Here is a 16,040-nt window from a genome sequence, read left to right as displayed (position 1 = left end):
CGATCCCATACGTTAGCGCTTGAGCGCTGTTGTAAGGTTGTTGTCATTGTTTTATAAATGCGATTATTTGCGGATGAATTAGGTAGGTTTGACTACCTGTTACACATCTTAAAGAATTTATTTCGTTTTGTAAAGTACTTTGAGAAAAAACTTTCTCTTGGGATTTACCCACCCGCAGAAAATCCCCAAACCTATGAAAAAGCGGGGACTTTGGGTGATATCACTTTGGATTTTAGACTTTCCTGCGGAACGCTACGCTCAGTCGAACGATTTTGGATTGTGAAAAATGTACTTTATTCTTCAATTAGTTGCTGGCTGCTTGGATATGGACTCTATACCCACTTCCGGTAAAGATGGACGCACAGATAAATAAACCAATGGGCCGAATAGTGGTGTCAACGCTATTAACCAGAAAAACTGGGGATTTTTCCAACCGCGACGCGCCATATCATCCCCCAGCAATGTGGGAAATAATAGGGAGAGTAAACAAAAATCTATACTCATCACATGGATGAAGCGGTTAGTTTGCCACTCTTGCACAAAACTGCGCCAATCTCCTTCTCTTAAACCGTAGGCAACTAGAATAACTGTGCCTACCGTCAACACAAAACCAGTCACACGAGAATCTAGCAACTTGAGCAATATATTCTTTTGACCGAGAAACTGATTATTTGGTTCTCTAAGAGCTAAGTACGGCAACAATGCAAAAGCACCAACTCCGAAAGAGGCAGTAACAAACAGCCAAGCAGGTATTTTTTGTCCTCTACCATCAATAAAGACTACTGCGCTGTAAATAAGAGGCCAGATACCCATGAGGTTGAATAGTGCTATGACTAACGGGTTAACCCCTTGCCACTGGCCAATAGAAAGGTTTTTAATTAACTCCAATGTACCGGGTTTATCGGGAGGCGCGAGGAAAAAAGCATAGACCACAAATCCTAGCCACAGCAAGCCAAAGGCAATTTTTCTAACCATGAAAGAGTTAAAAAGTATTAATTATTGATTTTGCCACTATAAAATTCGGTTTATCTACCTGCTATGGTATTGTTCTTTCGTTTAAACCTGTAGCAGGTTGTCTCTATTAGGGATTGAAATAACTGAAAGCTTCTGAGAGGTAATCAGCAGCAGATGCTACTACTGCGATCGCACTTTCATAATCTAGGCGCGTTGGCCCCAAAACTCCCACACTTCCTACGGGTATCGAACCACGGCGATAGTTAGAAGAAATCAAGGTGCAGGTGCGTATCGGTTCTAATGGATTTTCTGCGCCAATGCGAACCGTTACCTTGGACTTACCACCATCCTCTGGTTCTGGTTCTTCAAATATTAATCGCCACAGTTGGTCTTGTTCTTCTTCCAGCAGGTGGATAATTGTTTGTACTTGCTGTAACTGGGAAAATTCTGGCTGGCGCAAAACTTCTGACACACCCCGAACCATAATTTGGGTTGCAGTCGGCGCGAGAGTGCGACGAGTCAATTCGGCAACTGAGTTTTTCAAAAATTCCCCGTAGCGTTGGAACTCCTGATCTAGTTCGCTCCAGTTGAGATTGGCTAATTCCAAGAGACTTCGCCCCCGCAAGTGGGTATTCAAAAAGTTAGAAACAATCTGCAGCTCGCGATCGATTACCTCTGAATCCCGCTGGGTTTCTTCTGGTGTGGGCGACAAATCCATCAATTTAGAATGTGTCTCATAACCATCAGTCACCACAATCAGCATGATCCGCCCAGCTTCAATTTGCACTAATTGCAGATGTCGCAATAGCGCTGTAGTCGTTTGCGGCATAGTGATCAAGCTAATGCAACCACTCAAGGTTGCTAAAATCTGCGCGGCTCCTTGCAGTAGGGTTTCTAAACTTCGATCTTGCCACTGTAGCTGCTTTTGCAATGCTACCTCTACTTCTCGCCCTAAAGTTTCCGTACCACTTTGTGGAAGCAAGCTACGCGTAGCATCTGTCTGCGACACGCTACGTGAACGCAGAGAAGGTGTAATTAGCTGGTCAACATAAATGCGATACCCTGAATCTGAAGGTACACGTCCAGCAGAAGCGTGTGGTTGGTAGAGCAATCCAGACTTTTCTAAAACGCCCATCACATTGCGAATTGTCGCCGAGCTTACGCCCAGATCGTACTCCTCAACTAAAGCCTTTGAACCAACAGGCTCTGCCGTTGCAATGTAGTGACGTACCGTTGCCCAAAGTATATGCTGTTGTCGATTTGTTAACTGAACTTCCATTATGGTATGTTTTGCTGAAGGCAAATTTTAATCAAACTCTCAAGAAATTTGTGGATTTAATCGAAAACAGAAAATATTAATAATTTATTAAGGTATCAAATTATATAACTATATTATGATAAATATTTTTAAAGTTTATGTACAAAGCATTTTTTAAGATTAGGGTTGAAATAGTAGCTCAATTTTTTTGCAAAAGCTGCTAGTTATAATGTACCCTTCCGATGCTTTTTTCTAACCGTACTTTTGCATAAATTTCTGCTTGCAACAGTATTATTAGATACGTATTTATTGCAAGGGCTACTACCGAACTGTAATTTAGAGCAATCCAACATTTTTGTGCAGATGTACTTGATGCCCAAATCTTAAACTTTTCGGCAAGCCTCTAAATTGATGTACTTCTATCTTTAGCATAGCAAATGTCAGATGGAAGAGTAAGTTCCATCTGAATGACGTATCCGAGCAGAAGTTAATACTGGGGAATTGAAGGGTCTACTAGTTGGGAATAGGCATCAATACCACCCGAAATATTTTGCACATTTGTAAAACCTTGAGCAATCAACCACTGGCACATTTGGGCAGAGCGGATGCCGTGGTGGCATAACACCAAGGTTTCGGCTTCGGGATTGAAGAGGGTAGGTACTTGATCTCCCCATTCGGTAAATTGACTTAAAGGCAGGTTGACAAAGCCCTCAATGCTAGCGATCGCCAATTCTCCTGGTTCACGCACATCTACTAGCTGAATACTCGCATCACTAGAAGAAAGACGTTGCGCCAGTTCTTCTACACTAATTTGGTTCATGGGTTAACTAAAAGAATTCCCTATAAACAGTCCTAATCCTATTTATGGTGACAGAAAATCTCTGCCTTTGCATGAGTATCCATTCTCAAGGGGGTTGATTAATTCTGCTAGGCTTTCTGCTTAAATGGCTGTAAACCGTCTTTTTTAATAGGTTTAATGTGAATAGGCAACGTTCATTTATTAGTTTTATTGTCGCTGGGGCGATCGCACTGCTAGTAATTGCGATCGCAGGCTTTTACTGGTTTTTCGCTAAAAGTCCGGCTAACCTCATTGCTTCTAGCTCTGGGCCTGGTGCAGCCATATTCGTGTCGAAACTTTCCCCTGCAATGGTTTCATTATTGACGAATCCTGACCGTTTGCAGGCGTTGGAGCGCGAAGAGGAACTATCTAAACTCAAAACCAGTTTATTCGCCAAGAGTGGCATAGATTACAAACAAGACATTCAACCCTGGTTAGGGGATGAAATTACATTAGCTATCACTACCTTAGATATTGATCGCGATCCAGAAAACGGACAACAGCCAGGGTATTTGTTGGCATTAGCAACCAAGCAACCGGAGAAAAGCCGCGAGTTTGTCGAATTGTTGTTTTCTAAACGAGCGTTAGCTGGGGCAAACTTAGCTGTTGAACAATATAAAGGTGTAAAACTGATTTCTGACAATTCTCAACCAGAACAAGACTTGCTTGCTGGTGCTGTTGTCGGTGAAGGCTTTGTCTTATTTGCCAACGATCCGAAAGTACTACGAGATGCTATCAACAACGTCCAAGCGCCCGATTTGAATTTAACTAGCTCACCCGAATACCAAAAAGCTACCAAAGAACGGCTCAAAGGTGGATTAGCTGTAGCTTTCTTGAATCTTCCCATCGTGGCAAAATGGCAAGGCTTAGAGTTATCAGAACAACTTTATAACAGCCAAATTATATCCTTGGTGTTAAATCCTAAAGGATTGCTGGCAGAAACCACCATTTTGACTTCATCGGAAATTGTCCCTCCATCTGCACCACTATCTAAACCTGTGGGAGCATTGCAATATGTTCCAGCATCCGCAGGTTTAGCAATTTCCGGCTCGAATTTGAGTAATTTGGCTGGCAGTGATTTAGCTAAACTCTGGAAACAAGCAACAGCAACTATATATGGTTCTGGGGAAGATGTGGTTTCCCGGTTAGCAAAACCTTTGGCAGATGTTCAAAAACGCTGGGGTATAAACTTACCAGAGGATATTTTTAGCTGGGTACAAGGAGAATATGCCATAGCATTGTTACCTGCGAAAGAGCAAACAACTCCTCATTGGATTTTTGTGGTGGAAAAATCTGAGAGTGTGGAAAAAGGTGTTGCTCGATTAGATGCGATCGCCTCATCAAATGGACTCAGCATTAATCCCTTAACTATAAACAAGCAAAAAATCTCCGCTTGGACAGAGTTAACCACAGCTACAAAAAAAAGTGATGTTAAAGAGGGAACATCCTTCAGTATTGAAACAAAAGTGTTGGGATTACATACAAACTTAGGAAATTACGAAATTTTCACCTCTGACTTAGAAACGATGGATGAAATCCTCACATCCAAGGATAATTCCTTAATTGACAATCCCAATTTCAAAGATAGTATCGCGGCAATTCCCTTACCAAACCAAGGTTATGTATATCTTGACTGGACAAAGAGCCAGAATTTGTTAGAGCGTCAAGTACCGATTCTCAAACTAGTGGAAGTCTTAGGGAAACCGTTTTTTAATAATCTGCGATCGCTCACAGTCAGTAGTTATGGAACTGACACGCGATCGCTCAAAGGTGGTGTCTTCTTCAAACTCCATAATTCGTGAGATTAAAGGTAAAGGTAAAAGAATTTTTTACCTTTACCTTCTGTACTTTCTTGCCTCATCACATTTACGTAGATTTTATGTAATATTTACTAGCTAATAGTTTGATTACCAAAATTCCTCACTCGGATGCGATTGTATGCTGCTGTCGAGATTCAGAAATAACCTAGCAATTAGCTGTCCACTTTCCAAAACATTAACTGTGGCACATTTGAATGTGGCACATCCAACTGAAATTTCACTGGATTTTTTTCACTAGAATATGTATATATCATCACTACTTTAAAAGCCTGTTGGAGGGCTACTATGAAATACCGTCGCCCCCGACTTCAGTTTAAAAGCAGTTGGCTATTGGCTATACTTACCGCCATCACAGCTACCCCTGCAATAGCACAGACAGCGAACTTTGGCACTTTGCATTTATCAACAAACTTTGATTCAGCACAAGGAACAGTGCAGGGTTTTACAGGTGGTTCTTACTCATTGTCTGCTATCAGTAACCGCGATCGCGATCAACAAGCCTGTATTGGCTTTGCCGATCCCCAACCAGATCACATTATGGTTTTGGAAAAAGACTTTTCCCAGCTAACAATCCAAGTTGATAGCAACAACAACGACACCACTTTAATCATCCAAGGCCCAGACAAAACAACAATTCGTTGCGGCGATGATACTGGTAAAAGTAAAGATGCTAGCGTTAGCGATCGCGACTGGAAAAGGGGCACTTATCGGATTTGGGTAGGTACATTTAACCCTGGAGTCAAGCGGGATTATACTCTCAAAGTAGAGCAGCAGTAAATTGGGGAGTGGGAAGTTAGGAGTTAGGAGTCAATTAATAACTAATTCCCAATTCCCTATACTTCTCTACGAGAGGCTGCACCCGAAGCGAAGCTATGCCGCAGGCTTTACGACTGCGCGGTAGTTGAGCGCAGTCGTAACTCAGTACAAGTTCCCCATTCCCAATTCCCAATTTTTACGTACAACACCTGAGAGGATAATATGGGAGTGTAGCTTGTTGTGCTTTCCGAGGGTGCTATCTCGTGCTATCTATACTGCGTGCTGACTTTCGTATCATATTTGAACGTGACCCAGCTGCCCGTAACTGGTTGGAAGTTTTATTTTGTTACCCTGGTTTGCAAGCCCTATTATTCCATAGGCTGGCTCACTGGCTGTATAATGTTGGTCTTCCCTTTATTCCGCGCCTGATTTCTCACTTGGCTCGGTTTTTGACTGGAATTGAAATCCACCCTGGTGCAACAATTGGGCAGAGTGTGTTTATTGACCACGGGATGGGTGTAGTAATTGGTGAAACTGCGATCGTGGGAGACTATGCCCTAATTTATCAAGGTGTCACCCTTGGGGGTACTGGTAAAGAATGTGGTAAGCGCCATCCTACTGTTGGTGAAAATGTCGTAGTCGGAGCTGGAGCGAAGGTACTGGGCAATATCCAAATTGGCAATAATGTCCGTATTGGTGCTGGTTCTGTTGTTCTCAGAGATGTGCCTTCAGACTGTACTGTGGTAGGTGTGCCTGGGCGCATTATGTATCGTTCTGGAGTTAGAGTTTCACCTCTTGAACACAATAACTTACCAGATTCAGAAGCTCAAGTAATTCGTGCGTTAGTAGACCGGATTGAAGCATTGGAAGAACAAATACAAACACTTGGGCGCACCAATTCTTCAGAAAAAACTCCTGTTTTAGTGGGTTGTTTAGCAGCGAAAGAGGATGAGCTAATCCACGATACTCGCTGGTGCAACCTCAAGGATAAGACTATCCAGGAATTTCTAGATGGTGCTGGCATTTAAAAAGTGAGAAATAAAAATCATAAATGCAGGTTTGCAGTTTCCAACTCCTAACTCCTGTAGAGACGCAATTAATAGCGTCTCTACTCAAATATTTAAGGATTAATCGCTTGGCTAGACCACTCTTGCTGCTCATTACGGTGGTAAAGACATCGATTTTGTGGTTCGCCGCGTAATTCTAAGTGATCGACCTGCACCGGATCGAGTAGCAGTAAACAAAAATTAGGTACTGGCTGCACGGGTTCGGGTGCTGGTGGTGCAAAAGCTTCTGGGTTGTCAACTCTGAGTTTTCCAGGATGTGGCCAAGCAAACTGTAAACGCGCCGCCTCACTTAATTCTTGCCACATTGCAATCCGCACTGGCTGTAAATTCTGGTCATAATCATCACCGCTGACCAGGGTTAAACAGCCAGTGATGCGAAATTGTTCTCGTGTATTGGGGAAGTACCAGCAAACTTCTGCCCAAGGTTGTTGCTGTATCTGATCGGCTTTGGCGCTACGGTTATCGGTGATAAATTTTAGCTGGTTTGTATCTTCTAAAAAGCCGCGAAAGACTAGGGTACGATTGGCGGGGCGACCATTCGCTTGTAGCGTTGCTAGTTGCAGGTAACGGGCATAAACAAGACTACGGTTGCGATGGAGTGCATGAGCGATCGCACCTCGCCAAGGAGCAAGAGACATATCAATTAAAAATTAAAAATTAAAAGTTAAAAATGAAGAAAGTCAGATTTAATCTGGGTTTCCAGGTTTGGGTCTGTTGTCTTATTTTAGACAATTGGTACAACACTAAGTAAATAATTTTGCAATCGTCTCTGTGTCTTTGCGTGAATATTATCCTCAATTCAACGCAGAATATACAGTATGTTGTATAAATTCGCAGATGAGCTATGGCAGAAATTCAAGTTGGAATTGAAGGGGAAGGCGCACCAGCAGCAGCCGAGGCTTTGTTAGAAATTCCTGGAATATCGGGAAGCTATGAAGTTCCGACGCAAAGGGAGGGAACTTTAGCGGCGATCGCTACTATTGTCGGCATTGTGGGTGGTGTTGCGGCTTTAGCTGAACAAATTCGCAAATGGTATCAAGAATGGCATAAATCTCATCCAGGGAAGCAATTTGATGTGGTAATTCTTGACCCTGATACTGGAAACAGGATTTTACTCGAAGAAGCTACTATAGAGGAAATCACGGAAATCCTCAAATCTATCAGCAAATAAGTGCAAACTATCCGCATTCAACTTCGGGAAAGTACGCAGGAAACAGTTGAACTCAGGTATTGGCTACCTCAAATAAAGCACTATGAATCACGTCGCCTGAACTTAGCAGAAATCGCTGATTTACTCAAGCAAGGCGAACGAGATTACTATAAACTGCTGCCCAATTTACCAGGAATCGGGAAGCAGTTATTTTTTTGGTTGGATGGGGATGGACGCTGGTTGAGTCGGGGAATTGCTAACTGTCGCGGTGAGGGGTTGGTAATTGCCATTGATACTGATAAAAAATTGGCACATCTACCTTGGGAAGTGCTGCATGATGGTGAGGATTTTTTGGTGAAGCGAGTTAATCCAGTGGTGTTACCTCTGCGCTGGATTGAGAAAGAAACCGAAGTGTTTTCTGTGGAAGCACGACAATTGCGAGTATTGTTTATGGCAACCGACCCGGAAGACGTGCAACCAAAGTTAGAGTTTGAACAGGAAGAGGCGAGAATTCTGGCTGATACGCGAGATTTTGCTGTAGATTTGCGGGTGGAAGAAAGCGGTTGCGTTAGCGAGTTGGGTAAGGTGTGGAGTCGCTATTTTAATGACTTTGATGTGTTTCACCTCACAGGACACGCTTCAATTAAAGATGAAGCACCTTACACGCCTTACTTTATAACTGAGACGGAAATCGGGCAACGCCACGAAACCACAGCCGCAGAACTGGCGGAAGTCTTCCGGTTTCGCTTTCCCAAGTTGGTGTTTTTATCTGGGTGTCGGACTGGACAAGCACCAGATAAAGGGGCTGTCCCTTCAATGGCTGAGGCACTTATTAGCCAAGGTGCTAGGGCTGTTTTAAGTTGGGGGCGGCCTGTGGAAGATCGGACAGCCACAGCCGCAGCCGCGCACCTCTACGGCAAATTGGCAGCCGGATATCAATTAGCCCAAGCACTCGCTAGCACTTACCAGCAGTTGTTTAAACAGAAAGTGCGTGACTGGCATTTGTTACGGTTATATGTCCAGGGAGAATGTCCGGGTGCGTTGGTGGATGTGGTGGGAGATGTGCCACCCTCAGCGCCGGAACCTGCTTATCAACAGTTTTTAGATCCCGATACCCAACTGGTGCGGGTGGCGAAACCCTCTGAGTTTGTTGGGAGACGGCGGACTTTGCAACGTTGTCTCAAAGCTATTCGCACTTCATTAGGGGTACTAATTCACGGACTGGGGGGTGTGGGTAAGAGTACTGTGACGGCGCGACTTCTGGAAAGGATGGTTGGCTATCACAGGCTGGTGAACTTTCGGCAACTGGATGAAGATAAACTGCTCAAAACCCTTGCTGAACAATGTACCTCGGAACGGGGGCATGAAATTCTCAATGGCAAGTTACCCTTGATGCAGCGCCTCACCAAGTTTTTCACTGAAGGACTGAATACCAAAGAACAGCGTTTCGTGTTTGTGCTGGATGACTTTGAGGCTAATTTGGATTTACGAAATGGGGTTTATGTCTTGCAACCACAAGTTGTGGATGTACTGCTGGCGTTGCTGAAAGCGATGCAAAATTCCCAACTTCCCCACAAGGTAATTATTACCTGTCGCTACAAATTCACATTGCCGGAACTGAATCATCGTCTGCACCCCGAACCTCTGGCGGCTTTGGCTGGGGCAGATTTAATTAAAAAGTATAATCGTCTGGATTCGTTTAATGGCAGTTGGCAATTTCAGCCAGATTTGCCGGAACGTGCCAAACAAGCAGCAGATGGAAATCCTCGGCTGTTGGAATGGTTAGATAAGATTTTGCAAAATTCCCCGAAGTCGCCAGAAGCGGAGAGGGGAGTTGAGATGATTCTGCAAAAGATGGCAGATAAGGAAAAGGAATTTCGTGAGGATATTTTGGCACAGGAATTGCTGAAGCAGCAAACTCCAGCTTTGCGTCAAATGCTGGGGAAGTTGTTGGTGTATGAGTTACCTGTTCCTCAAGCTGCTATTTACCCAATTTGTGAGGATATCTCAAGTTGGGAAAGTCATATTCAACGCGCTGAAATTTTGGGTTTGTTGGAAGTTACGCTTACCAACAACCAAGAGAGGTTGTATCGTGTTCCCCGGATTTTGTCACCGTTGCTAGAGTTTCCAGAAAACCCCAAGGGTGAAGAGTTGTATAAACAAGCTGCACAAATTTTGTATCGCCTGTGGTGGGAAGCGAAAATTGCTACGGAAGCACAAATGTTAGAAATTCATCGCTTGGCGTTGTTGGGGAAGGATGAAGAAATTGCGGCGAACATTGCCAGTTCTTTAGCAGATAACTGGAAAAATCAAAGCCGTTTTCGGGAAGTGGTGCAACTGTGCAAATTTACTTTAGAACTGATTGAAGACTACCGCGTTTTACATCAAATAGCTCGCTCTCAGAAACAACTCGGTGAAGTTGAACAAGCACAGCAGTATTATCAGCAAGCGCTTGAATTTTGTTTGGAAATAGACGAAACAGAAAAAGCTGCAATAATTCATAACCTGGGAATCATCTACGCCGACAAAGGGGAAGTGGATGAAGCGATCGCACTCTACAATCAGTCTTTGGAAATAACAGAACGCATTGGTGATGTCAAAACCAAAGCAGCGACGTTGCACTCTCTGGCAGATATCTACGCCGACAAAGGGGAAGTGGAGCAAGCGATCGCACTCTACAATCAGTCTTTGGAAATAAATGAACGTATTGGTAATGTCCAAGGCAAAGCAGCGACGTTGCACAATCTGGCAGATATCTACGCCAACAAAGGAAAAGTGGATGAAGCGGTCGCACTCTACAATCAAGTCCTTGAAATTGATGAACGTATTGGTAATGTCCAAGGCAAAGCGGCGACGTTGCACGAACTAGGACGTATCTACGCCGACAAAGGGGAAGTGGATGAAGCGATTGCGCTCTACAATCATTCTTTGGAAATAACAGAACGCATTGGTGATGTCAAAACCAAAGCAGCGACGTTGCACAATCTGGCAGATATCTACGCCGACAAAGGGGAAGTAGATGAAGCGATTAGACTCTACAATCAGTCTTGGGAAATCAAAGAACGCATTGGAGATGTCCAAGGCAAAGCGGCGACGTTGCACAATCTGGGATATATCTACGCCAACAAAGGGGAAGTAGATGAAGCGATTAGACTCTATAATCAGTCTTTGGAAATCAAAGAACGCATTGGAGATGTCCAAGGCAAAGCGGCGACGTTGCACAATTTGGGATATATCTACGCCAGCAAAGGGGAAGTGGATGAAGCGATCAGACTCTACAATCAGTCTTTGGAAATAAGTCAACGCATTGGTGCTGTCCGAACTCAAGCAATGACTCTGCGAAAGTTAGGACATTTGGCGGAACAGCAGGGTGAATACACTAAAGCGATATCCTATTTGCAACCAGCTTTAGAGATTTTGCAACGATTAAAGTCACCACACGCTGAAAGTGTGAGTGCAAGTCTTGATAGGATAATTCGTAATTCGTAAAATCTCCAAGGGAAAGCCAAGACGTTGCACCAACTGGCAGGTATCTACGCCAACAAAGGAGATGTGGATGAAGCGATCGCACTTTTAAATCAGTCTTTGGAAATAACTGAACGCATTGGTAATGTCAAAGCTAAAGCATCGACGTTGAACAATCTGGGATCTATCTACGCCAACAAAGGGGAAGTTGATCAAGCGATCGCACTCTACAAGGAGTCTTTGGAAATAACTGAACGCATTGGTGATGTCCGAGTCAAAGCGGCGACGTTGCACGAACTGGGAATTCTCTACGCCAACAAAGGGGAAGTGGATTAAGCGATCGCACTTTTCAATCAGTCTTTGGAAATAAAAGAACGCATTGGAGATGTCCAAGGTAAAGCGGCGACGTTGAACTGTCTGGAGTATCTACGCCAACAAAGGGGAAGTGGATGAAGCGATCGCACTTTTCAATCAGTCTTTGAAAATAACTGAACGTATTGGAGATGTCCAAGGCAAAGCGGCAACGTTGCACGAACTGGCCGGTATTTACGCCAACAAAGGGGAAGTGGAGCAAGCGATCGCACTCTACAATCGAGTCCTTGAAATTGATGAACGCGCTGGAAATGTCCAAGGCAAAGCGGCGACGTTGAAACAATTGGCAAGTATCTACACCAACAAAGGGGATGTGGATGAAGCGATCGCACTCTACAATCAGTCTTTGAAAATAAATGAAGGCATTGGTAATGTCCAAGGCAAAGCGGTAACGTTGCACCAACTGGGAATTCTCTACGCCAACAAAGGGGATGTGGAGCAGGCGATCGCACTTTTCAATCAATCTTTGAAAATAACAGAACGCCTTAGTGATGTTCAAACCAAAGCAATGACTCTGTGGTGGTTAGGAGGTTTGGCAGAACAGCAGGGTGAATACACTAAAGCGATATCCTATTTGCAACCAGCTTTAGAGATTTTGCAGCGATTGAAGTCACCACACGCTGAAAGTGTGAGTGCAAGTCTTGATAGGGTAATGCGTAATTCGTAATTCGTAATTCGTAATTACAGGACGGAAAGATTTTTTGTCTCACGCAAAGGCGCAAAGAAGAACGCGAGAGTGTTTTCTTAATAAATGAAAATTGCTGTAATGAGTCTTTGATACTCGTGAGCGAGTCTTTGATACTCGCGCGAGAGTCTTTGATACTCGTGAATGAGTCTTTGATACTCGTGAGCGAGTCTTTGATACTCGTGGACGAGTCTTTGATACTCGTGGACGAGTCTTTAATACTCGTGAATGAGTCTTTGATACTCGCGCGAGAGTCTTTGATACTCGTGAATGAGTCTTTGATACTCGCGGACGAGTCTTTGATACTCGTGGATGAGTCTTTGATACTGATTAACGTACTGTGCAACTTCTTTCTTTCAAACTTAACCCCCAATCTCTTACCTACAAGGGACGCTACCGTGTACACACATCTAGATGCTGTGTAGAATGTGGTTTGATCCCCCTAAGTCCCCCTTTTTAAGAGGGGGACTTTAAGAACTTTTTCCCACCTTTTCAAGGAGTGTAAAGGGATAAACACTAGAAACTATGATGAACAACCTCAACAGTAGCAATTTCCCTTTACCTTACAATCCAAAGCTTGTAGAAAGAGCAAAAGAACTTCGCAAAAATATGACCCCAGCAGAAAAAAAGCTGTGGTGTGAATATCTGAGTGATTTTCAATTTCGGGTTTTAAGACAAAGACCAATTAATCATTTTATAGTTGATTTCTACTGTCCTACTTTACAAGTAGTTATTGAAATTGATGGGGATAGCCATTTTACAGATGAAGGTCAAGATTATGACATAGAGAGAACACGTATTCTAGAAGGCTATGGTTTAAAGATTATTAGGTTTACAAATAGTCAAGTTTTAAATCAATTTGATAGTGTGTGTGAGCGAGCAGATACAGGGTTTACTCCCTCCTAAACCCCCTTTTAAGGAGAAAAATTCTCAAAGTCCCCCTTTTTAAGGGGGATTTAGGGGGATCTAAAACGTTTTGCTACCGACCAGAAGACTTTTAAAACATCCTCTTAGATTAAATCAGGATCTATGCCAAGCGATCGCAACCGTTCTGCTAATAATTGGGCGCGTTGTTGGGCAAGTTGTGCTTGTTCTTGTGGTGTTAAAAGCCTTTGTCCTTGCTGATCATACCAATACAACCACTCACGGGGAATACCTAGATAAGTTCCCCTTTCCATGCCAATGGCTAAACCTATCTCTGGCAACCAAACGCGATCGCCATTAAGTAATTCATAAGTATTATTAACTAATTTGTAAACTTCTAAACGTGGCTTCTCGCAACGAAATGGGTTGTAAATTACATAATACAAAAACCCCAATTTTGCATACTCTACTTTCTTAGTTGAGTACTCACCGCGATCTATCTGAGATACCACCTCAAGTACTAATATCGGTAGTTTCTTTTCTTCCCAAAGCACATAAATAGAGCGGAGGTTTTCATCATAAAATCGCTTTACACCCAGACTCAAAAACGCATCTGGGACTATCGCTGGTAAATTTGGGTCGTAATAAATCCCCATACGAATACCAAAAAACCAATCCATGCTATCTGCCCAAGCCATTGCTAATACGCTTCTGAGTAAATCAGGAATTGATTTTTGTAATTGATTATCTACTGGGGTATCGTCAGAGTCAGGTAGCTCTTTTGAAGAGGGCAAACGAGCTAATGGATCGTAATTTACAATGATGAATTTACGTTTCTCAGTTATTAGTACATCTTTATTTTATTAATGAATTTTGATAGCAATTCAACACATCCTAATTTTATTTACAAATATCGAGAAACTCAGAACCCCGACTTCATAAAGAAGCGGGGTTATTTTGCTCATTGGATATTAATTTTCCACTTGTTTGAGCTTTTGAAAAATTTCATCAAGTGGCGACTCAGATTCATCAGGACAAAATTCTAAAGCAAGTCTAACTTTTCCTTTTTTCCATCCCAAAGTACTAAATTGCAAAACTTCACAATTTAATCCTTGGGTATACAAATTTACTTCGTCTGTTTCTTCTGCTCCAACATATTCCTTAATTGCTGTAATCAAATCACGGACTTTAAAAGTTTTGGCAATATTTAACTTATTAAAAGTGTCTGGTTCTATAGACACAACTTCATCATGGTTTAGTATCTCGAATCCATCTTCCATAAAAATCTCCTGTCAATAAATCTATATTTTCTAGAGATATAACAGTTCATCCGAAATAAAATGATAATTTAGTCATTGGTCATTAGTCCTTGGTTATTATCGTAATAATTCGTGTATTGCACAAAGGGGCGAAGAAAAACTCTTCACCCCTCTGCGTTTCAACTTATACCAATTTAATGTGAAGTTGCACATATCTTGATCCCCCTAAATCCCCCTTAAAAAGGGGGACTTTGAATTCCCCCCTTTTTAAGGGGGGCTAGGGGGGATCGAATTCTATGCAGCTTCATAAAGAATTGGTATTAAACACTTAACTCACTATCGTTTTACGCGAGATATTACTAAGTGCTGAGTTATGAGTAAAAGTAAAATACTCAACACTCAGTACTATCTTGGTGAGGTTCTTAGAAAAACCAACCGTAAGAATGCAAACCTTTACCCAAAAGATTTACACCGAGATAGCAAACCCAAACCACAAGCAAGCCGGCGGAGGCTAAAATTGCGGGACGTCGCCCTTGCCAACCGCGAGTAATTCTGGCGTGAAGGTAGGCGGCGAATACTAACCAGGTGATTAATGCCCAAGTTTCTTTCGGGTCCCAACTCCAGTAGGAACCCCAGGCTTCGTTAGCCCAAACGCCACCGGCAATGATGCCAATTGTCAGCAGGGGAAATCCTAGTCCGATGATGCGATAGCTGATGTTGTCGAGGGTTTCGGCAAGGCTAAGGCGCTGGGGTGAAAGAGGTACAGCAGATGCTACGGCTTGAGATTCAGGGGTAGTCACTAAATTCAAAACAGCAGTGTTACCGTTACCGTTGCCATTGCTACTAGTTTCAAAACGGGCAAAGCCGTTATTTTCGACAGCGGGGGCTGGTGATTGAGAAATTACTTCAGACGCTTTGTGCAAGCGGTAGCCGTTACTACGATAACCACCAGCACCAACGGAACTGCCTTGTAGTTGGATATTTTGACCGCGAGTGACAATTAAGAAAGCGATCGCTAATAATGAACCCACCATCAAAGCAGAATAACTCAACATCATGACGCTGACGTGCATCATCAGCCAATTTGACTTCAAGGCAGGTACTAGAGGTTCTGACGCTTGCATCTGCGATGGTAGTGTCATAGTAGCAAAAGCAGTAATAGCCATTGCCACCGGAGCTGTTGCAACCCCTACTAAGCGGCTACGGCTACTATTTTCAGCAATTAGATGGACGGCGGTAATTCCCCAAGTTAAGAAAAACAGGGATTCATAGAGATTACTTAGGGGAAAGTAACCAGCTTCGATCCATCGTGCCCCTAATAGAGTCGCAATACTCAAATTTGCGATCGCCATCCCAGCTGTCCCCAAAGCGGCTAGATAAGGCAGATTCGGAAAAGCCGCTCCTCCCCAATACACCAGCATTGTTAGGAATAATATGGCAAAAGACGCATTGTCCAGCCAGTTCTGGAGTACAACCAGATTCATAAAGTGTTCTCTCCGTGGATGATTTAAAATATCGATTCTGACTTTGATCCTATATGTTTAGAGGGGAA

15 protein-coding genes are annotated in these 16,040 nt (G+C 43.1%); 8 read left to right on the top strand and 7 right to left on the bottom strand.

Going from position 1 to position 16,040, the window contains the following annotated elements:
- Window positions 1-300 precede the first annotated feature (300 nt).
- From RMX69_RS16155 to RMX69_RS16145, 3 genes are all read right to left on the bottom strand, one after another.
- Window positions 301-975: a DUF2834 domain-containing protein gene (locus RMX69_RS16155; protein WP_289796473.1), complete on the bottom strand. Its 675-nt coding sequence runs from the start codon at window positions 973-975 to the stop codon at window positions 301-303.
- A 106-nt stretch (window positions 976-1,081) separates the two neighbouring features.
- Window positions 1,082-2,233, bottom strand: a complete 1,152-nt coding sequence (locus RMX69_RS16150; RefSeq protein ID WP_289796472.1) for an HrcA family transcriptional regulator — start codon at window positions 2,231-2,233, stop codon at window positions 1,082-1,084.
- A gap of 466 nt (window positions 2,234-2,699) precedes the next feature.
- Complete coding sequence (locus RMX69_RS16145; protein ID WP_289796471.1) at window positions 2,700-3,032, bottom strand: rhodanese-like domain-containing protein; 333 nt, start codon at window positions 3,030-3,032, stop codon at window positions 2,700-2,702.
- Between the two features lie 158 nt (window positions 3,033-3,190).
- Between RMX69_RS16145 and RMX69_RS16140 the strand changes: the two genes are divergently transcribed.
- The 3 genes from RMX69_RS16140 (at window position 3,191) to cysE (ending at window position 6,654) form a co-directional block, all read left to right on the top strand.
- Window positions 3,191-4,852 carry a DUF3352 domain-containing protein gene (locus RMX69_RS16140; RefSeq protein ID WP_322638024.1) on the top strand — a complete coding sequence of 554 codons (1,662 nt, stop codon included), beginning with the start codon at window positions 3,191-3,193 and terminating at the stop codon, window positions 4,850-4,852.
- Window positions 4,853-5,155: 303 nt separating this feature from the next.
- The gene (locus RMX69_RS16135; protein ID WP_289796469.1) at window positions 5,156-5,647 is read left to right on the top strand and encodes a hypothetical protein; all 492 of its coding nucleotides are present in this window, start codon (window positions 5,156-5,158) and stop codon (window positions 5,645-5,647) included.
- A 242-nt stretch (window positions 5,648-5,889) separates the two neighbouring features.
- Entirely contained in the window at window positions 5,890-6,654 is a 765-nt protein-coding gene (gene cysE / locus RMX69_RS16130) for a serine O-acetyltransferase (protein ID WP_289796468.1), read from the top strand.
- A gap of 92 nt (window positions 6,655-6,746) precedes the next feature.
- Here cysE and RMX69_RS16125 read toward each other — a convergent pair whose 3' ends face one another.
- Window positions 6,747-7,331, bottom strand: a complete 585-nt coding sequence (locus RMX69_RS16125) for an Npun_F5749 family FMN-dependent PPOX-type flavoprotein (RefSeq protein ID WP_322638023.1) — start codon at window positions 7,329-7,331, stop codon at window positions 6,747-6,749.
- Between the two features lie 206 nt (window positions 7,332-7,537).
- On the opposite strand from RMX69_RS16125, the gene RMX69_RS16120 reads away from it, so the two are divergent.
- From RMX69_RS16120 to RMX69_RS16110, 5 genes are all read left to right on the top strand, one after another.
- Window positions 7,538-7,864, top strand: coding sequence for a hypothetical protein (locus RMX69_RS16120; protein WP_289796466.1), 327 nt, complete (start codon window positions 7,538-7,540; stop codon window positions 7,862-7,864).
- Complete coding sequence (locus RMX69_RS16115; protein WP_416211622.1) at window positions 7,865-11,332, top strand: tetratricopeptide repeat protein; 3,468 nt, start codon at window positions 7,865-7,867, stop codon at window positions 11,330-11,332.
- A 24-nt stretch (window positions 11,333-11,356) separates the two neighbouring features.
- A complete protein-coding gene (locus tag RMX69_RS29460) occupies window positions 11,357-11,644 on the top strand; it encodes a tetratricopeptide repeat protein (RefSeq protein WP_409878852.1) in 288 nt (95 codons plus the stop codon).
- Between the two features lie 109 nt (window positions 11,645-11,753).
- Window positions 11,754-12,347, top strand: a complete 594-nt coding sequence (locus RMX69_RS29455; protein WP_409878849.1) for a tetratricopeptide repeat protein — start codon at window positions 11,754-11,756, stop codon at window positions 12,345-12,347.
- Window positions 12,348-12,890: 543 nt separating this feature from the next.
- Complete coding sequence (locus tag RMX69_RS16110) at window positions 12,891-13,271, top strand: endonuclease domain-containing protein (protein WP_322638022.1); 381 nt, start codon at window positions 12,891-12,893, stop codon at window positions 13,269-13,271.
- 104 nt (window positions 13,272-13,375) lie between these two features.
- Here RMX69_RS16110 and RMX69_RS16105 read toward each other — a convergent pair whose 3' ends face one another.
- From RMX69_RS16105 to ccsB, 3 genes are all read right to left on the bottom strand, one after another.
- Window positions 13,376-14,050, bottom strand: coding sequence for a Uma2 family endonuclease (locus RMX69_RS16105; protein ID WP_322638032.1), 675 nt, complete (start codon window positions 14,048-14,050; stop codon window positions 13,376-13,378).
- Window positions 14,051-14,200: 150 nt separating this feature from the next.
- On the bottom strand, window positions 14,201-14,509 hold the full coding sequence (locus RMX69_RS16100; RefSeq protein ID WP_322638021.1) for a KGK domain-containing protein: 309 nt from the start codon (window positions 14,507-14,509) through the stop codon (window positions 14,201-14,203).
- 401 nt (window positions 14,510-14,910) lie between these two features.
- Window positions 14,911-15,972 (bottom strand): c-type cytochrome biogenesis protein CcsB, encoded by a 1,062-nt coding sequence (ccsB, locus tag RMX69_RS16095; protein WP_322638020.1) that lies wholly within the window; start codon window positions 15,970-15,972, stop codon window positions 14,911-14,913.
- Between the last annotated feature and the right edge of the window lie 68 nt (window positions 15,973-16,040).

It is taken from the genome of Nostoc sp. EspVER01, from assembly GCF_034530635.1.
Taxonomy (GTDB): Bacteria; Cyanobacteriota; Cyanobacteriia; order Cyanobacteriales; family Nostocaceae; genus Nostoc.
The sequence above is the reverse complement of the archived record's forward strand: the minus strand, read 5'-3'. Positions and strand labels throughout refer to the sequence as shown.